Source organism: Pseudomonas sp. BE134, from assembly GCF_031456105.1.
Taxonomy (GTDB): domain Bacteria; phylum Pseudomonadota; class Gammaproteobacteria; order Pseudomonadales; family Pseudomonadaceae; genus Aquipseudomonas.
Map to the genome: position 1 here is coordinate 139,905 of NZ_JAVDUA010000007.1, position 16,777 is coordinate 156,681.

At 58.3% G+C, this 16,777-nt stretch carries 18 protein-coding genes and 1 pseudogene; 8 read left to right on the forward strand and 11 right to left on the reverse strand.

The genetic code is table 11. The annotated features are described in order from the left end of the window. Window position 1 precedes the first annotated feature (1 nt). Together J2Y56_RS08405 and J2Y56_RS08410 are read right to left on the reverse strand one after the other, a co-directional pair. Window positions 2–190, reverse strand: a pseudogene (locus tag J2Y56_RS08405) (hypothetical protein); the annotation flags it as partial. A gap of 111 nt (window positions 191–301) precedes the next feature. Next, window positions 302–1,231, reverse strand: coding sequence for a LysR family transcriptional regulator (locus tag J2Y56_RS08410; RefSeq protein ID WP_310333947.1), 930 nt, complete (start codon window positions 1,229–1,231; stop codon window positions 302–304). A 148-nt stretch (window positions 1,232–1,379) separates the two neighbouring features. On the opposite strand from J2Y56_RS08410, the gene J2Y56_RS08415 reads away from it, so the two are divergent. Genes J2Y56_RS08415 through J2Y56_RS08430 form a run of 4 tightly spaced genes read left to right on the forward strand, consistent with a single transcriptional unit; the run spans window position 1,380 to window position 5,087 of the window. Further along, window positions 1,380–2,666 (forward strand): MFS transporter, encoded by a 1,287-nt coding sequence (locus J2Y56_RS08415; RefSeq protein ID WP_007946787.1) that lies wholly within the window; start codon window positions 1,380–1,382, stop codon window positions 2,664–2,666. A 44-nt stretch (window positions 2,667–2,710) separates the two neighbouring features. Then, window positions 2,711–3,463 carry a 5-oxoprolinase subunit PxpA gene (locus tag J2Y56_RS08420; RefSeq protein WP_310349705.1) on the forward strand — a complete coding sequence of 251 codons (753 nt, stop codon included), beginning with the start codon at window positions 2,711–2,713 and terminating at the stop codon, window positions 3,461–3,463. After that, entirely contained in the window at window positions 3,460–4,164 is a 705-nt protein-coding gene (gene pxpB, locus J2Y56_RS08425) for a 5-oxoprolinase subunit PxpB (RefSeq protein ID WP_310349706.1), read from the forward strand. Before J2Y56_RS08420 ends, pxpB begins: the two co-directional genes overlap by 4 nt. After that, window positions 4,161–5,087 (forward strand): biotin-dependent carboxyltransferase family protein, encoded by a 927-nt coding sequence (locus tag J2Y56_RS08430; protein WP_007946790.1) that lies wholly within the window; start codon window positions 4,161–4,163, stop codon window positions 5,085–5,087. Before pxpB ends, J2Y56_RS08430 begins: the two co-directional genes overlap by 4 nt. 27 nt (window positions 5,088–5,114) lie before the next feature. Here J2Y56_RS08430 and J2Y56_RS08435 read toward each other — a convergent pair whose 3' ends face one another. After that, window positions 5,115–6,293 (reverse strand): VWA domain-containing protein, encoded by a 1,179-nt coding sequence (locus tag J2Y56_RS08435; RefSeq protein ID WP_007946791.1) that lies wholly within the window; start codon window positions 6,291–6,293, stop codon window positions 5,115–5,117. A 12-nt stretch (window positions 6,294–6,305) separates the two neighbouring features. Continuing rightward, window positions 6,306–7,151 (reverse strand): MoxR family ATPase, encoded by an 846-nt coding sequence (locus J2Y56_RS08440; RefSeq protein WP_310349709.1) that lies wholly within the window; start codon window positions 7,149–7,151, stop codon window positions 6,306–6,308. Between the two features lie 166 nt (window positions 7,152–7,317). Between J2Y56_RS08440 and J2Y56_RS08445 the strand changes: the two genes are divergently transcribed. Both J2Y56_RS08445 and J2Y56_RS08450 read left to right on the forward strand, forming a co-directional pair. After that, window positions 7,318–7,584: a DUF4160 domain-containing protein gene (locus tag J2Y56_RS08445; protein WP_310349710.1), complete on the forward strand. Its 267-nt coding sequence runs from the start codon at window positions 7,318–7,320 to the stop codon at window positions 7,582–7,584. Next, complete coding sequence (locus tag J2Y56_RS08450; RefSeq protein ID WP_310333934.1) at window positions 7,572–8,075, forward strand: DUF2442 domain-containing protein; 504 nt, start codon at window positions 7,572–7,574, stop codon at window positions 8,073–8,075. The genes J2Y56_RS08445 and J2Y56_RS08450 overlap by 13 nt, the downstream gene beginning before the upstream one ends. Here J2Y56_RS08450 and J2Y56_RS08455 read toward each other — a convergent pair. Continuing rightward, a complete protein-coding gene (locus tag J2Y56_RS08455; RefSeq protein WP_007946794.1) occupies window positions 8,072–9,148 on the reverse strand; it encodes a DUF748 domain-containing protein in 1,077 nt (358 codons plus the stop codon). The genes J2Y56_RS08450 and J2Y56_RS08455 overlap by 4 nt on opposite strands. Window positions 9,149–9,277: 129 nt before the next feature. Between J2Y56_RS08455 and cysK the strand changes: the two genes are divergently transcribed. Both cysK and J2Y56_RS08465 read left to right on the forward strand, forming a co-directional pair. Further along, window positions 9,278–10,252 (forward strand): cysteine synthase A, encoded by a 975-nt coding sequence (gene cysK / locus J2Y56_RS08460; protein WP_007946795.1) that lies wholly within the window; start codon window positions 9,278–9,280, stop codon window positions 10,250–10,252. A 231-nt stretch (window positions 10,253–10,483) separates the two neighbouring features. Beyond that, entirely contained in the window at window positions 10,484–11,422 is a 939-nt protein-coding gene (locus tag J2Y56_RS08465) for an aspartyl/asparaginyl beta-hydroxylase domain-containing protein (RefSeq protein ID WP_007946796.1), read from the forward strand. 53 nt (window positions 11,423–11,475) lie between these two features. On the opposite strand, the gene J2Y56_RS08470 is transcribed toward J2Y56_RS08465, so the two are convergent. The 6 genes from J2Y56_RS08470 to J2Y56_RS08495 form a co-directional block, all read right to left on the reverse strand. Continuing rightward, on the reverse strand, window positions 11,476–11,676 hold the full coding sequence (locus tag J2Y56_RS08470) for a hypothetical protein (RefSeq protein ID WP_310349714.1): 201 nt from the start codon (window positions 11,674–11,676) through the stop codon (window positions 11,476–11,478). Further along, window positions 11,673–12,218, reverse strand: coding sequence for a hypothetical protein (locus J2Y56_RS08475; protein WP_007946798.1), 546 nt, complete (start codon window positions 12,216–12,218; stop codon window positions 11,673–11,675). The genes J2Y56_RS08470 and J2Y56_RS08475 overlap by 4 nt, the downstream gene beginning before the upstream one ends. A gap of 177 nt (window positions 12,219–12,395) precedes the next feature. Further along, window positions 12,396–13,337 (reverse strand): LysR family transcriptional regulator, encoded by a 942-nt coding sequence (locus J2Y56_RS08480; RefSeq protein ID WP_007946799.1) that lies wholly within the window; start codon window positions 13,335–13,337, stop codon window positions 12,396–12,398. Between the two features lie 70 nt (window positions 13,338–13,407). Further along, a complete protein-coding gene (locus J2Y56_RS08485) occupies window positions 13,408–14,937 on the reverse strand; it encodes a tripartite tricarboxylate transporter permease (RefSeq protein WP_150780892.1) in 1,530 nt (509 codons plus the stop codon). After that, complete coding sequence (locus tag J2Y56_RS08490; protein ID WP_007946801.1) at window positions 14,934–15,467, reverse strand: tripartite tricarboxylate transporter TctB family protein; 534 nt, start codon at window positions 15,465–15,467, stop codon at window positions 14,934–14,936. The genes J2Y56_RS08485 and J2Y56_RS08490 overlap by 4 nt, the downstream gene beginning before the upstream one ends. Window positions 15,468–15,519: 52 nt before the next feature. Further along, window positions 15,520–16,536 (reverse strand): tripartite tricarboxylate transporter substrate binding protein, encoded by a 1,017-nt coding sequence (locus J2Y56_RS08495; RefSeq protein ID WP_007946803.1) that lies wholly within the window; start codon window positions 16,534–16,536, stop codon window positions 15,520–15,522. Window positions 16,537–16,777 lie beyond the last annotated feature (241 nt).

Below are 16,777 nucleotides of genomic sequence, written 5' to 3' on the forward strand. Positions count from 1 at the left end.
GTGTGTCGGGGTTGATCAGGCCTTCACGAAACAGCGCCTGGATCAGGCGTTGGAAGCAGCGCTGGGCGGCGGGCTCCAGCGCATTGCTCAAATGGTCAAGGGTGATTCGGTGGGACTGGAAAGCCTGAGTTCCAAGGGCTTCGCTCCAGTGAGCGAGCAATAGCTGCTGTTTTTGCGTGTAGGCGCGCATCTAGTCCGACTCCTTCTGGACAGTTGATTAGCTGAAAGCGCGCAGAGAATACCTTTTGGGAAATATTATGCAAATGATAGTAATTTATATTTACGTTGCAGAAAGTGTCCTTCAGATTCTGGCCAAGGGTTTGCTCAAAACGATGTAGTGCTCGCCCACTTTCTGCGCGTAGCGCTCCACGACGTGCTGACACAACGCCACAATCTCCTCGACCCACTCGACGCCCGTGCGCCACGACACCACCACTTGCAAATCCGGTGGCCGTTGGTCGATGGCCAGCAGAATCAGTTCACCGCGCGCCAGTTCCTCGGCCACCAGCACCGGCGGCAGCGCACCAATGCCGAAACCATCGCGCAACAATCGGGTAATCGCCGACACCGAGTTCACGCAGTTCAGGCGTGGCGTCATCACGCCATGGGCCTGCATCAGAGCGAGCACCTCCTGATGCGGATGGGAGTTTTTCGAGTAAGTAATGACCCGCTCGCGCGCCAGATCGGCGATGCCCGAATACTCACGGTTGTAGAGCGAATTACTCGCTGCGATCCAGCCCATGGGATGACTGGCCAGCTCAAGGCTGCGCACGCTTTCCTGGCGCATCAGGTCAGTTTGCAGGATCAGATCGAGAAAGCCTTTTTGCAGCTGATCGCAGAGGTTGAGCGAGGTATCGGCCACCAGTTCGATTTCCACCAACGGATAGAGATCCGTCATCTGCGCCACCAGCGGGCTCAGCCAGGTGTGGATCACCGTGTCCATCACGCCGATCCGCACCCGACCGGCCTTGCTCGAACGGGTCTCGATCGACTGTTTGAGCGCCTGCATGGTGTCCATCATCTGCTCGGCATAGTCGAGCACTTTCAGGCCTTCGGGCGTGAGGCTGACGCCGCGTGAATCGCGCAGAAACAGCTTCACCCCCAGTTCACTTTCGAGCACGGCGATGCGGCTGGAAATCGAGGCTTGGGTGGTGAAGAGTTTGTCGGCGGTCAGGCGAAAACTCTTGAGTCGGGCGACCCAGACAAAGGTTTCGAGAAACTTCAGATTCATGGGATCAACTTTTTCTTATGCCTAAGCCCGGTTTTTATTAGTTGGACGCAGCAGGGCCGGGAACCCAAAAATCGGCACATCCGGTTCCCACGATAGGCGTCGTCGGGGCTCAGAACAATACCAATAAAAACTAGCGCGGAGATTTGCCATGAGTGCGCCCGACACGCTCGACATCCCCAAAACAACGGCTCGCCCGGGGCCTTTCGATTGGTACCGCAACATCAATCAGCAGGAACGCCGCACCTTCTGGAGCTGCAAGATCGGCTATGGCCTGGACGGCATGGACACCCAGATGCTCAGCTTCGTGGTGCCGACCCTGATTGCGATGTGGGGCATTACCACCGGCGAAGCCGGGCTGATTCACACCAGCACCCTGATCGCCTCGGCCATCGGCGGTTGGGTGGCGGGGATTCTCTCCGACCGCATCGGTCGCGTGCGCACCTTGCAACTGACCGTGTTGTGGTTCGCCTTCTTCACCTTCCTCTGCGGTTTCGCGCAAAACTACGAGCAGTTGCTGATCAGCCGCACCCTGATGGGCTTCGGTTTCGGCGGTGAATGGACCGCCGGCGCAGTGCTGATGGGCGAAGTGATTCGTGCCAAGGACCGTGGAAAAGCGGTGGGCATGGTGCAATCGGGCTGGGCGCTGGGGTGGGGGCTGACGGCGATTCTGTATGCGCTGCTGTTTTCGTTTTTGCCGCCGGAAGACGCCTGGCGTGCACTGTTCATTCTCGGCATCGTGCCGGCAATTTTTGTGATCTTCGTTCGTCGCCTGGTGAAGGACCCGGAAATCTACCGCGAAGCCAAGGCCAAACAGGAACCGAGTAACCCGGCGAAGTTCTACGAGATTTTTGCCCCCGGCATCCTCTTCACCACGATTCGCGCATCGGTGCTGACCACTGGCGCACTGGGCGGTTACTACGCGATTACCTCCTGGTTGCCGACGTTTCTGAAGAACGAGCGGGGGTTGAGCGTACTCGGCACGGGTGGTTATCTGGCGATGGTGATCGTCGGTTCCTACGTCGGATACGTCATCAGCGCCTATTTGACTGACATTCTCGGGCGCAAGAAGAACTTCATCCTGTTCGCGGTCGGCTCATTCACCATCGTATTGCTCTACACCCAATTGCCGGTCAGCAATGGCGTGATGCTGTGGCTGGGTTTCCCGCTGGGCTTCTTCGCCTCGGGTATTTTCAGCGGCATGGGCGCGTTTTTGACCGAGTTGTTTCCGACACGGATTCGCGGTTCGGGCCAGGGGTTTTGCTACAACATCGGGCGGGCGCTGGCGGCTCTGTTTCCGCTGTTGATCGGTTTGCTTAGCCAAAAGGTGCCATTGAGTGTCGGCATCGGGGCGTTTGCGGCAGTGTCCTACGGGGTGGTGATCCTCGCGGCGCTGAGCCTGCCGGAAACCCGTGGCAAACAACTGGATGCGCAGTAATCTGCCTGCCTCTGAAAAGAATAGAACCTACAGGAGTGTTCTCCGTGAGCCGCCTGCTATTGAACTGCGACATCGGCGAGAGTTTCGGCAACTGGACCATGGGTCTGGACGCCGAAATCATGCCCTATATTGATTGCGCCAACATCGCCTGCGGCTTCCACGCCGGCGACCCGGGCATCATGCGCAAGACCGTCAGCCTGGCGCTGAGCAACGGTGTGCAGATCGGCGCGCACCCGGCCTATCAGGATCTGGTCGGTTTCGGCCGGCGCTCGATGGCGTATACCGCCCAGGAACTCCAGGACATCCTGCATTACCAGATCGGCGCCCTCGATGGCATTTGCCGCGCTCAGGGCGGCCGCGTCAGCTACGTCAAACCCCACGGCGCGATGTACAACGACATGATGGCCAACCCGGCGCAATTGCGTGCGGTGCTTCAGGCCGTGGCGGCGTACGACCGGAGCCTGCCGTTGATGTTGATGGCGACTCGCGACAACAGCGCCGCGCAGCTTCTTGGCGATGAATATGGCGTGACCTTGTGGTTCGAAGCCTTCGCCGACCGCGCTTACAACAGCGCGGGTCTGTTGGTTTCGCGACAATTGCCGGGCGCTGTGCATCATGATCCCAAACAAGTCATTGAGCAGGCGCTGACCATTGCCCGTGGCGACGCCCTCACTGCCAGCGACGGCAGCGCATTGTACTTGCAGGCCAACACCCTTTGCGTGCATGGCGACAACGCCAGTTCGGTTGCCGCTGTGCAACGGATCCGCGAAGCCCTTGATCAGCAGCGCGCATCATGAAGCTGCGGGTAGAGGTGGTGGCGCTGGATTGCCTGATGGTGCGTCTGTTCGATGAGATCAGCGAATCCAACATGCCGTGGATGCTGGCGGCCAGCGAAAACTTGCGGGCTGCGTTCGGCGTGCATCTCATCGATCTGGTGCCGTCTTACACGACGTTGATGGTGCATTACGATTTGACCGCGCTAAGCCCGACTCAGGCTCGGGAATTGATCACCCAAGCGCTGATCGACCTGTCACCTAACACCCGCACTGGCGGCAAATGTCATGTGCTGCCGGTCTGGTATGACGTGAGTGTCGGCCCGGAACTGAGCCTGTTGTCGCAGCGCAGCGGGCTGTCGATGGAGGAGGTGATCCGACGTCACAGCGGGCGCGAATATCAGGTGTTCGCCTTGGGTTTCGCACCGGGTTTCGCCTTCATGGGATTGGTCGAAGAAGTGCTCGCCGCGCCCCGATTGGACACCCCGCGCAAAAAAGTCGCGGCCGGCAGTGTCGGCATCGCCGAACGGCAGACGGCGGCCTATCCGGTGGTATCCCCCGGCGGCTGGAACCTGATCGGCCGCACGCCGGCCAAACTGTTTGACCGCGAGCGTGACGGCTACAGCCTCATGCAACCGGGCGACACGGTGCGCTTTGAAGCTGTCAGCCATGCCGAGTTCATTCATCTGGGCGGTGACGACACACCATTGGAGGCGCAGGCATGAGCCGCTTATCAATAGAGGCGAGTACGCCTCTGTGCCTGATGCAGGACGCCGGTCGCTTTGGCGTGCGCCATCTGGGCGTGACGCAGGGGGGCGGGCTGGATTGGCGTTCAATGTCTTGGGCCAACTGGCTACTGGGCAATGACCTGAATGCGCCGGTGATCGAAATCACTCTCGGTGGGTTCGCGGTAATGGCCGAAGAGGATTGCGTACTGGCGCTGGCCGGGGCCGATCTAGGGGCGACGGTGGAGGGCGAGGCACTGGTGCCATGGCGCAGTTTCAGGCTGCAAAAAGGTCAGCGATTGCAATTTACCCAGCCCAAGCGAGGGGCTCGGGCTTATCTCGCCGCGCCGGGCGGGTTTGAGGCGCCAAGCGTGTTGGGCAGCCGTTCGACCGTGGTCCGTGAGGAGCTTGGCGGCCTGGATGGCCGGGGGCGGGCTTTGGCCAAAGGTGCGCAGCTGAGCTATGCCGGTAGTGCGTTGCTCCTGCTGCGGGAGTTACCGGCGCAGCATCGACCGGATGTCACCGACAATTCGCCGCTGGATCTGGTGCTGGGCGCACAGATCGGCGAGTTCAGCGGGCAGAGTCTGTTCGACGCGTTCAACCGTGTGTGGACCCTCGACAGCCGCGCCGACCGGATGGGCATTCGCCTGCTGGGCACGGCGTTGCAGTACCAGGGAAAACCGATGATTTCCGAAGGCATCCCCCTCGGCGCGGTGCAGGTGCCGCCGGACGGGCAGCCGATTGTGTTGCTCAATGATCGACAGACCATTGGCGGGTACCCGCGATTGGGAGCGTTGACGCCGCTGGCTCTAGCGCGGCTTGCGCAGTGCTTGCCGGGGGCGAAGGTGCGGTTGCGGCCGGTGGTGCAGGAGGTGGCGCATCGGCAGCAAGTCGAGTATCTACATCGATTCCTGAAAAGCTAAAAGCTTCGCGAGCACTGACAACAAAGATTACTTGGAAAGAAACCGCATCCCTTCCTCCAACCCCCGAAGGGTCAGCGGATACATCTGATCATCAATCAAGTCCCGCACAATATTGGTCGACGACGTGTAGCCCCACGTATCTTTCGGATACGGGTTAATCCAGATGAGCTTCTTGTACTTCTCCCGGAACCGCTGCATCCACACATACCCTGCTTCTTCGTTCCAGTGCTCGACGCTGCCGCCTGCCTGGGTGATTTCATAAGGCGCCATGGCGGCGTCACCGATGAAGATCACTTTGTAGTCGGCGCCGTACTTGTGCAGCAGGTCCTGGGTTGATGTGCGCTCGGAGGTGCGACGCATGTTGTTCTTCCACACCGATTCATAAATGAAGTTGTGAAAGTAGAAGTACTCAAGGTGCTTGAACTCGGTCTTGCAGGCCGAAAACAGCTCCTCGCAAATCTTCACATGGGCGTCCATCGAGCCGCCGATGTCGAACAGCAGCAACAACTTGACGGTGTTACGCCGCTCCGGTCGCATCTGGATATTCAGCAGCCCGGCGTCTTTGGCGGTGTGGTCGATGGTGCCATCGATGTCCAGCTCTTCCGCGGCGCCCTGACGGGCAAATTTGCGCAACCGACGCAGGGCCACCTTGATGTTGCGCGTGCCCAATTCCACCGAATCGTCGAGGTTCTTGTACTCGCGCTGATCCCAGACCTTGACCGCTTTACCCTGACGTTTTCCGGCATCGCCGACCCGAATGCCTTCCGGGTTGAAGCCGCCGGAGCCGAACGGGCTGGTGCCGCCGGTGCCGATCCATTTGTTACCACCGGCATGGCGTTCTTTCTGTTCTTCTAGGCGTTTCTTGAACTCTTCGATCAGTTTGTCCAAGCCACCAAGGGACTGGATCGCGGCCCGTTCCTCGTCGGTCAGCGAGCGCTCGAACTCCTTGCGCAGCCAGTCTTCGGGAATCAGTGCCTGAAGGTGATCGTCGAGTTTTTCCAGACCATTGAAGTAAGCCCCGAACGCCCGGTCAAACTTGTCGAAATGCTTTTCGTCCTTCACCAGAATCGCCCGGGACAAGTAATAGAACTCGTCCATGTCGGCGAAGGTTACACGCTGTTTCAGCGCGTTGATCAGGTCCAGCAGCTCACGCACCGAGACTGGCACCTTGGCGGCGCGCATTTCATTGAACAGGTTGAGCAACATGGCATCAGCCTCTTAGCGGGTGCCGCGACGGCTCATGAACGCCAGGCGCTCAAGCAGCTGCACGTCCTGTTCGTTCTTTACCAGCGCGCCGGCCAGCGGCGGAATGGCCTTGGTCGGATCGCGTTCGCGCAGTACCGCTTCGCCAATGTTGTCGGCCATCAGCAGCTTGAGCCAGTCCACCAGTTCGGACGTCGATGGCTTTTTCTTCAGCCCCGGCACTTTGCGCACATCAAAGAACACGTCCAGCGCTTCGCTGACCAGGTCTTTCTTGATGTCCGGGTAGTGCACGTCGACGATCTTTTGCATCGTGGTGCGGTCCGGGAAGGCGATGTAGTGGAAGAAGCAGCGACGCAGGAAGGCGTCCGGCAGCTCTTTCTCGTTGTTGGAGGTAATGATGATGATCGGTCGCTTCTTGGCCTTGATGGTCTCGTCGATCTCGTAAACGTAGAACTCCATCTTGTCGAGTTCTTGCAGCAAGTCATTCGGGAATTCGATGTCAGCCTTGTCGATCTCGTCGATCAGCAGAATCACCCGCTCTTCGGATTCGAAGGCTTCCCAGAGCTTGCCCTTTTTCAGGTAGTTACGAACGTCGTGGACCTTTTCCGTGCCCAGTTGCGAGTCGCGCAGGCGGCTGACCGCGTCGTACTCGTACAGGCCCTGATGCGCCTTGGTGGTGGACTTGATGTGCCAGGTGATCAACTTGGCGCCGAGTGACTCGGCCAGTTGCTCGGCCAACATGGTTTTGCCTGTGCCCGGCTCGCCCTTGACCAGCAGTGGACGCTCCAGGGTAATGGCGGCGTTGACCGCCAGCTTCAGGTCATCGGTGGCGACGTAGGCATGGGTGCCTTCGAACTTCATCTGCTAATCCTCGAACGGTAACGCCGACCTGAACGAGGCAGGGCGGGGCGCAATAGTGGTGATGCCCGACTATACCGCGCTGCCCGGTCGACTGTGAACGCAGACGGCTTATTCAGTCTCTGAATGGGGCGTCACATCTTGACTCGGTCTCGGCTGCTGGCCAGTATTGAGCTATCGCCATTTTGGCGATATCGTGCGGGGCACGTCTACTAAATATCGATTTCGTGATACGTACCGCATTCAATTGCGCGAGAAGGATCATCCGCCACCCCATGTTCACCTGACCGGTGGCGGGCTCGATGTGATGCTCTGCCTGGAAACCGTCGAAGTGATGGTCGGGAAGGCGCCGCCGCTGATTATCAAGGAAGCGCGGGAATGGGTCAGGGCCCATCAAGTGCAATTGTTGGAGGATTGGAAACGATGTTACCCATGAAACGACCACGGCTGTCGGCCGTTCAGTCGTTGCCAGACAACCGTCTGGCGCTGACTTTTATCGATGGTCAGCAGTTAACGCTCGATTTGAGCCGTGACCTGCACGCTTATCCAGGATTACAACCATTGCTGGCGCCGGAGGCGTTCACCAGTGTGTGTCTAGGCGATGATGGCTGGAGCGTTGAGTGGCCTGAGCTGGACATTCAAATCGGGGCAGACACCCTGTATCTGGATGCACTCGCACAAAACGCATCCGACGAAAACACTCGTATGTTCATTGAATGGCGCGCACGCACCGGCTTGTCACTCAATCAGGCGGCTGAGGCGCTTGGTGTCAGCGCCCGCAGTATCAGCCGCTACAGCAGTGGTCGTGAAGTGGTGCCGCGATCATTGGCACTGGCCTGCCTGGGCTGGGATTTTTTGCAACAGCAATCGACATCTTCACGGGCAGCTGAGGAAACCGGTCGCTATACCGTCACACGCAAACCCTAACCGGCCTCCGGCTTCGGCCGCTCATACTGGGCGTTGAACGCCTTGATAAAACCGTTGCGTAAAATCTGCAAAAACGCCTGGAACGCGCTGATATCCTGGCGATGCACGTTACCTTTGAGTTCCACTCGGGTTGCGAACTGGTTTTTACCCTGGTTTTTCAGAACGGTTTCAGAGCCTCCGACGATGGCCTCCCAAATGGATCGGAAAATCCCTTTGTCCTTGTTTTCCACATCCTGTCGCCAGTTGAACACGTCGACGTCTTTGAGCAGCGGTTTGATGTAGCCGGTCAATTGGGCTTTTTTGGCTTGCGCTTCAATGACCACGTCGCCGTGGCCTGCGTTGAAGTCGAACTTGCCATAGGCCGAGGCGAAGTCGTTCATGCGCTTGAGTTCAATGCCTTTGGCGCGCATACGAAATTCAAAGTCTTCGAAATTACTCAGTGGATCGAACGTCGCCGTGGTTTCCAGCGGTGCGTGCCCGAGCAGCAGGGCCTTGCCTTCGAAGCGAGCGTCACGCTTGCCTTGTTTGTCGACCACATTGGTCAGGTTGTAAATGCTGGCATTGACCTCAGTGGCGTTCATATTCACGGGAGGCTTGGAATTGAAGTTGCGAAAACTGAGTTTGCCGTCGTGGATCTGCACTTCGTCCAAGGTAACGGGTAATAATTTGCCCAATTGCGCACGCCAGTCGGTGCCCTCACCGGTTTGTGAGTTCTTTTTATTGGCGCCGCCGTCAACGAAGTTCACCTCGGGGTTGAAGAACTGCACCTGGGCGACCACCGCATGGTCGTGCCAGAGTGAATGCCAGCTGACGGAAAGGTCGATCAGCGGTGCATTGACGAAAGGCACCGGGACCTTGCCGTCGACCTTGACGATTTTCAATCCGTTGATTTTGTAAGCGCCGCGCCACAGGGCCAGGTCCACATCGGTGATCTGGCCACGGTAATCACCCATGTCAGCCAGTCTGTCGTTCAAATAGTCGCGCACCATATAGGGCAGGGCGAAGTGCAGGGTGATCAGCAGCACAACGAGGCCGGCGAGCGTCCACAGGGGCCAACTGTATCGACGTTTCATGGTGGTAAATCTCTGGCGATGTAAAGCGATTGACTGCGCTGACAACCGGACGTTCGACCTGACTGGACGACCAAGGGCAAGAGGCTTACCTTGATGCGCTAATTCCATGCTGCAGTTAAGGACCCAGACATGAGCCGTATCTTCGCTGACAACGCCCACTCCATCGGCAATACGCCGTTGGTGCAGATCAACCGCATCGCCCCGCGCGGCGTGACCATCCTGGCCAAGATCGAAGGGCGCAACCCCGGTTATTCAGTCAAATGCCGGATCGGCGCGAACATGATCTGGGACGCCGAAAGCAGCGGCAAACTCAAGCCTGGCATGACCATCGTCGAACCGACCTCAGGCAATACCGGAATCGGCCTGGCATTTGTCGCCGCAGCCCGTGGTTACACGTTGATGCTGACCATGCCGGCGTCCATGAGTATCGAACGACGCAAGGTGCTCAAGGCCCTGGGCGCCGAACTGGTCTTGACCGAGCCGGCCAAGGGCATGAAAGGCGCGATTGAAAAAGCCGGCGACATCGTTGCCAGCGACCCGGCCAAGTACTTCATGCCTTCGCAGTTCGACAACCCGGCCAACCCGGCCATCCACGAAAAAACCACCGGTCCGGAAATCTGGAACGATACCGACGGCGCCGTCGATGTGTTGGTGGCAGGGGTCGGAACAGGTGGAACCATTACCGGTGTTTCGCGGTATATCAAGAACACCCAAGGTAAACCGATTATCTCGGTGGCCGTTGAGCCTGCGGGTTCACCGGTGATTACCCAGGCCCTCGCCGGCGAGGAGATCAAACCGAGCCCGCACAAGATTCAAGGCATCGGTGCCGGTTTTGTGCCTGAGAATCTGGATCTGTCGATGGTTGATCGGGTTGAGTTGGTCACCGACGACGAGTCCAAGGCCATGGCCCTGCGCTTGATGCAGGAAGAAGGGATTTTGTGCGGTATTTCGTGTGGCGCGGCCATGGCTGTTGCTGTTCGCTTGGCAGAAACCCCGGAAATGCAGGGCAAGACAATCGTGGTGATCCTACCGGACTCCGGCGAACGCTACCTGTCGAGCATGCTGTTCAGCGATCTGTTTACCGAACAGGAAAATCAGCAATAAGCGCGCCGCAGGTTAAGCGTCTATAGCAGGTTAAGCGTCTATAAATGAGTTGGCGGGATTGATCAGGTCAGTCCCCATTCAGGTTCCTTGTGCTAATAATTGCCTTGTTGCGTAATTATTGCTGAGTGTTGTTTCGCACTGATTTTCCCTGGGGCGGGCATGTGGGTGATCGCCGGCTGCCACTTCGGATAAAGGGTGCTGAGCGATGAAGCTATTCTCAAGGAGTCGTAGATGAGCTTTACCATTGCCGCGAAAGCGTCGTTGTTGCTGCTGTTTCTCGGCAGCACACTCTTTGTCCATTTGCGTGGCAAGGCGCGATTGCCGGTTTTGCGGCAGTTCGTCAATCACTCGGCATTGTTCGCCCCCTATAACGCCTTGATGTACCTGTTCTCCGGGGTGCCGTCCAAACCCTATCTGGACCGCAGCAAGTTTCCGGAACTGGACGTGCTCAAGGACAATTGGCAAGTCATCCGCGACGAAGCCATGCACTTGTTCGACGAGGGATATATCCGCGCTGCCGAGAGGAACAACGACGCCGGATTCGGTTCGTTTTTCAAGAAAGGCTGGAAGCGTTTTTACCTCAAATGGTACGACAAGCCACTGCCTTCGGCAGTAGCCCTATGCCCTAAAACCGTGGCGCTGGTGAGCAGCATTCCCAATGTCAAAGGGGCGATGTTCGCGTTACTGCCGGGTGGCAGCCACCTCAATCCGCATCGTGATCCGTTTGGCGGTTCACTTCGTTATCATTTGGGGTTGTCGACCCCCAACTCCGATGATTGCCGCATCTTTGTTGACGGGCAGGTATACGCCTGGCGCGATGGTGAAGACGTAATGTTCGATGAGACCTACGTGCACTGGGTCAAGAACGAAACCGAACAGACCCGGGTAATCCTGTTTTGTGACATCGAACGCCCATTGAGCAGCCGCGTCTTGACCCACATCAACCGCAGCATCAGCGGTTTTCTGGGTCGCGCCACAGCCACTCAAAACCTTGATGATGAACGCGTCGGCGGGATTAATCGGGCGTATGCCTTGAGCAAGAACTCCAGCGACAAGGTCAGTGGGGTGGTTAAACAGTGGAAGCGTCGTCATCCCAAGGCTTACCGCGTGATGCGGCCGGTGTTGGCGGTGGTGGTGCTGGCGTTGTTGGGGTATTGGTTGTTTGGGTGAAACTCGTCAAGAAATGACAAACCGCTCCTTGGAGCGGTTTTTTATCGCCGACTTTACGGACTCCCGGCGAGCAGGCTAGGTTCTTCGCCTTCGATGCCCGTTGCAATTAGCTGCAGAATTCGGCGCTCACTGGCTGTCAGCACTACAGCACCCTGTTTTCTTTCAGGTGTGGATGAGCGTTTTCTTGTGGGGGATTTCTTAATTACTTTACCCATCTTCCCTCCGTTATTGGCTACATATTGAACAATTTTCAAGATACTAGGCTCCCTACGGCTTTGACAAGTCGACGCTCTGCATCGAAGTAAAAGCCGAATTGTTGGTAGATAGAAATTGCACCTTTCAACGGCTCCTGTACTTCGATGAACTTGCTGCCAATAATTTTGGCGTACTGTTCAACGACCAAAATGGCCAACGGTGCAATACGTTTTTTTAGAGGATGAGCCTCTCTGGGCAATCCCTCCAATCGCACGATGCGGATTCTTTGCCGACTGTTGTTGGGATTTGCGAAACACAGTCCGCACAGTCGTTCATCAAACCAGATGGCCAGGTCCAGAGCCAAAGGCTCACTCGATTTCCATCCAACCACTTCATTCCATGCAAAGTGTGGATCTTGCCAAAGCTCCCAGGCTTTCAGTGCCTGCGCGTTGATCGCTTCAAATCGCACTTTCGACAAATCGAGATCTGTTGGCCCAACCAGCTCAAGCTCGTGTTGCAGTTGAGCAGTTTTGAGGCCTGCCAGCGTCCTAGCCCTTGATCGATACAACTGATACCGCAGACACGTCCGTTCCCTTGGCATGTGATCTCTTGCATTCCATGTCCCCCAACGCGGGTGATTCCCTTTCACTCAGCGTAAGCAGCATTTGTCTGGCTGTCGTTACTGGCCCTTTGTCCAAGTCATTGCAATCCATGTCACCCGCTGGCTGTAGTCGGCGCGTTACCCCATCACGTGCGGGAATCAGTGCTCCGGACCTGATTATTTGGCCAACGCATGCTCTGCCCGCACCGAATTCATGAACGCCTGCATCGCCGACGATTGAATGCGATGGCGCCGGGTGATCAGTCCATAGGGGGGCAGCCGCGCTTCGAACTTGATCGGCAAGATGGCCAGCAAATCCCGCCCTGGATAGTCTTCCACCACCGACACCGGGGTGACGCCGAGCATGTCGGTCTGCTGCACCAGTGAAAGCAGGGTCATGATCGAGGTGGTTTCGACGATGCTGTTGGGGATGTCGACCCGCGCGTTGTGGAACACCTGATTGATGATGGCGCGCATCGGGCTTGGATGTTGTTGCAAAACCCAGGTCATATGCTGCAGTTCCGCCCAGCTCAGTTGCTTCTCCTGCGCCAGTGGATTTTTCGCACCGGCGATCACGCACAGGGCTTCTTCACCGAGGCTGTCAAACAGCAACTCTTCAGCCCGCGCACCGACCGGAATCCGCCCCAGCACGATATCCAGTTGATCTTGCAACAGCGCTTGCACCAACACGTCGCTGGTGTCGACCTGAATGCTCATGGACAACCGGGGATGGCTTTGTTTCAACGTTGCGATGGTGCGGGTCAGCAGCCCCGAAGCCAGTGCCGGAATCGCACCGACCGCGACCCGGCCGAGGTTGCCGGATTCCAGAGCCACCAGTTCTTCACGCATGCCGCTGAGTTCGGCGAACACCATGCGCGCGTAGTAAATGGCGGTTTCCCCGAACGGGGTAGCGCGCATGCCTCGAGGCAGGCGTTCGAAGAGTTCGACACCGAGCAAGTCCTCGGCTTCGTGGAGCATTTTGGTCGCCGCCGGTTGGGTCATGCCGATGTGGTCGGCGGCGCGGCGCAACGAGCCGAATTCCTGTAATGCCAGCATCAGCCGCAGTTGGCGCAGACGCAGTCGACTGTGGATCACATTGGCAGCAGGAATTCGGGTCATGGGCCGTGGCTCGCAAGAAAGTCTGCGGCAAGCCTGACAACAAATGTCAGGCGTTGCCAGCGTTGCCGTGTCACAGCACCGATTTGGTTTTGCCGACGTGGGGTTTACGCAGGCCCATCAGGGTTCCCAGTGCCTTGGAAATCAGCGGCCAAAACAACATCAGCAGCGCCGCCGTGGTCAGGCTGCCCACCAGCGGGTTCGACCAGAAGATCCCCAAATGGCCGTCGGAGAACAGCATCGACTGCCGGAACGCGTCTTCAGCTTTGTCGCCCAACACCGCCGCCAATACCAGCGGTGCAATCGGGTAGCCGAGTTTCTTGAACAGATAACCCAGCGCGCCGAAGCCCAGCATCAGCACCACGTCGAAGAACGAGTTGTGCACCGAGTAGGCACCGATGGCGCAGACCATGATGATGATCGGCGCAATGATCGAGAACGGAATGCGCAGGATCGAGGCAAACAGCGGCACAGTGGCCAACACCACGATCAGGCTGACGACGTTGCCCAAGTACATGCTGGCGATCAGGCCCCAGACAAAATCATGCTGCTCGACGAACAGCGTCGGGCCAGGGTGCAGACCCCAGATCATCAGGCCGCCAAGCATCACCGCCGCCGTTGCCGAGCCGGGAATGCCCAGGGTCAGCATCGGCAGCAAGGCGCTGGTACCGGCAGCGTGGTCGGCGGTTTCCGGAGCGATCACGCCTTCCAGTTCACCCTTGCCGAAGTTCTCGCGGTTCTTCGAGAAACGCCGCGCCAGGCTGTAGCTCATGAACGAGGCCGCAGTCGGGCCGCCGGGGGTGATACCCATCCAGCAACCGACCAGCGTGCTGCGCACAATCGTCCACCAGTAACGCGGCAACTTGGCCCAGGTGCGCAGGATCACCATCGGTGTGATGCGTGCATGTTCGCCGCGAAACACCAGGCCTTCCTCGACGGTGCAGAGGATTTCGCCGATGCCGAACAGGCCGATCACCGCCACTTCGAAGCTGATACCGGTCATCAAGATCGGCTGGTCGAAGGTCAGGCGCAGGTTGCCCGAGACCGTGTCCATGCCGACCGCCGCCATGGCAAAGCCAATCATCATCGCCACCACGGTTTTCAGCGGTGGGTTCTTGCTCATGCCGATGAAGGTACAGAACGCCAACAGGTACACCGCGAAGAACTCCGGCGAACTGAATGACATGGCGAACGCGGCAATTTTTGTCGACAGAAACGTCAGCAACAATACCCCGGCCAGCGCGCCAATCAGTGCCGAACTGAAGGCGGCCGTCAGCGCCTCGGCGGCGCGACCTTCGCGCGCCATCGGGTAGCCGTCGAACGTCGTCGCCACCGATGAGGGCTCACCGGGGATGTTGAACAGAATCGAGGTGATCGAGCCGCCGAACAGCGCGCCCCAATACATGCACGACAGCAGAATGATCGCCGACACCGGCGACATGGTGAACGTCAGCGGCAGCAGCAACGCCACGCCATTGGGGGCGCCGAGGCCAGGCAGCACGCCGACCAGAATGCCCAGCAGCACGCCGATCACCATCAGGCCGATATGGCCCGGGGTCAGGATCAGGTTCATGCCTTGCAGCAGGGAATCGAACTCGCTCATTTGAAATTTCTCCCGGCCAGGGCAATCCAGTCGCCCATCGGGCCGGCATCCAGCGGGACCTTGAACCACAGCGCGAAAATCAGGTAGCTGGCGAGCACGGCGCCAAGCGATACCGTACCAATCATCCACTTGCCGTAGGGTTTGACGCGGGCCTTGTCACGCCACATGAACCAGGCGATGAAACAGGCCGAGGCCACGTAGATACCGGTGAAGGGCATGGCGCCGACAAACAGCGCAATCGGGATGAACACCGACATCACCTGTTTGAAGGCGCTGCGGCTGACGAAGGAAACGCTCAGGGCTTGCCAGCGCACGAGGGTCAATACGCCGTTGCCGACACTGGCGGCACTTAACAGCAGGCCAATATAAAAGGGGAAGTAACCCGGCTCGGGGCCGGAATCGCCCCAGCCGATACCTTGTTCGACGCTGCCGAACATCACCACCGCGCCGATCAGCGTGGTGAAGAGTGTCAGACCGAGTTCGACCCAGCGGGTGCCGACCAGTGCCGGTGAATCCGTAGAATGGGACATCAAAACACCTCCAGAGGTGACGGCCGCGCGCGTGCGGACGGCCGTAGGCAACTCAGTTTTTCAGCCAGCCGGCTTCTTTGAACACCGGCGTTACGCGGGCGGTGTCTTTCTCAATGTAGGCGGTCAGCGGCTCGCCTTCGAGGAAGGTCGGCACCAGCGCGTTCTGTTTGACGTAAGCCTTGAACTCCGGCGTCTCGGTGACTTTGCGCATCAGCTCGACGTAGAACGCGCGCTGCTCGGCGGTGACATCGCCTGGCATGAACACGGTGCGCGGGAAGCGGTACTGATCGATGCCCAGGCCTTGTTCGTGGCAGGTCGGCACGTCCGCCCAGGATTTATCACCGGCGACCTTCTCGGTGTAGCTCATGCGCTCCTTACTGAAGACGCAGAGCGGCTCGACCTGGTCGCCACGCCATTGGCTGATGCTTTCGCTGGGATTGTTGACGTTGGCGGCGATGTGTTTGCCGGCCAGTTGGGTCGCGGCTTCACTGCCGCTCTTGAACGGGATGTACACCAGTTTGCTGTCATTGGTCTGGTTCAACAGCAGGGTCAGGGTCTGGTCGACATCCTTGGACTGGCTGCCACCCATGCGCAGGTTCGACGGGTCAGCCTTGACCGCTGCGTAGAAGCCTTTGGCGTCCTTCCAGGGGGCGTCTTTGTAGCTCCAGAGAATGAAGTCATCTTCGGCCACGGCGGCCACGGGCGTCAGTTCCTGCCATTGGTAGCCGAGCTTGGACACCAGCGGCAACAGGTAGATGTTGTTGGTGCCGATCACCAGTTTTTCCGGATCGCCCTTGTTCATTTTCAGGTCGAGAAAAGCTTCGGCGCCATTGCCGCCGCCCTTGTTAAGGACGATGGTATTCACATCGAGAAACTTGTGGGTGGTGATGATCGACTGGATCAGGCGACCGAGTTGGTCGGTACCGCCACCGGGGCCACCCGCGACGACGATTTCGACATTCTTGTCCGGCTGCCAGGCGGCATTGGCAAGAGCGGGAAGGGCGCCAGCGGCGACCAGCGTGCAGCCGAGAAACAGACGGGAGGTGCGACGGACGAATGCATTTCGCATGATGGAATGGCCTCGTTTTTGTATTTGTTATGAGTGACTTGTCGGAGCGGGAAAGCTGCAAGCCTGCCCTGAGTGTGGGAAGCCTCCGGCCCCGCGTCTAGTCAAAACAATACATACACCGATAGCCTGGGGTTATAGCACTTGTCCTTGAACGTGGCGTTTATCGCCCAAGGCTTTGCGCCAGAGCCTTTTTCGAGAAAAGTCGAAAAGGCGATACTCATTGAAAGCTGCCTGAAAGCAG

Bases quoted from the DNA above. Each gene is read 5' to 3' on its own strand.
- J2Y56_RS08410 (WP_310333947.1), bottom strand. From the start codon at position 1,231: ATGAATCTGAAGTTTCTCGAAACCTTTGTCTGGGTCGCCCGACTCAAG.
- J2Y56_RS08415 (WP_007946787.1), top strand. From the start codon at position 1,380: ATGAGTGCGCCCGACACGCTCGACATCCCCAAAACAACGGCTCGCCCG.
- pxpB (WP_310349706.1), top strand. From the start codon at position 3,460: ATGAAGCTGCGGGTAGAGGTGGTGGCGCTGGATTGCCTGATGGTGCGT.
- J2Y56_RS08430 (WP_007946790.1), top strand. From the start codon at position 4,161: ATGAGCCGCTTATCAATAGAGGCGAGTACGCCTCTGTGCCTGATGCAG.
- J2Y56_RS08435 (WP_007946791.1), bottom strand. From the start codon at position 6,293: ATGTTGCTCAACCTGTTCAATGAAATGCGCGCCGCCAAGGTGCCAGTC.
- J2Y56_RS08440 (WP_310349709.1), bottom strand. From the start codon at position 7,151: ATGAAGTTCGAAGGCACCCATGCCTACGTCGCCACCGATGACCTGAAG.
- J2Y56_RS08450 (WP_310333934.1), top strand. From the start codon at position 7,572: ATGTTACCCATGAAACGACCACGGCTGTCGGCCGTTCAGTCGTTGCCA.
- J2Y56_RS08455 (WP_007946794.1), bottom strand. From the start codon at position 9,148: ATGAAACGTCGATACAGTTGGCCCCTGTGGACGCTCGCCGGCCTCGTT.
- cysK (WP_007946795.1), top strand. From the start codon at position 9,278: ATGAGCCGTATCTTCGCTGACAACGCCCACTCCATCGGCAATACGCCG.
- J2Y56_RS08465 (WP_007946796.1), top strand. From the start codon at position 10,484: ATGAGCTTTACCATTGCCGCGAAAGCGTCGTTGTTGCTGCTGTTTCTC.
- J2Y56_RS08475 (WP_007946798.1), bottom strand. From the start codon at position 12,218: ATGCCAAGGGAACGGACGTGTCTGCGGTATCAGTTGTATCGATCAAGG.
- J2Y56_RS08480 (WP_007946799.1), bottom strand. From the start codon at position 13,337: ATGACCCGAATTCCTGCTGCCAATGTGATCCACAGTCGACTGCGTCTG.
- J2Y56_RS08485 (WP_150780892.1), bottom strand. From the start codon at position 14,937: ATGAGCGAGTTCGATTCCCTGCTGCAAGGCATGAACCTGATCCTGACC.
- J2Y56_RS08490 (WP_007946801.1), bottom strand. From the start codon at position 15,467: ATGTCCCATTCTACGGATTCACCGGCACTGGTCGGCACCCGCTGGGTC.
- J2Y56_RS08495 (WP_007946803.1), bottom strand. From the start codon at position 16,536: ATGCGAAATGCATTCGTCCGTCGCACCTCCCGTCTGTTTCTCGGCTGC.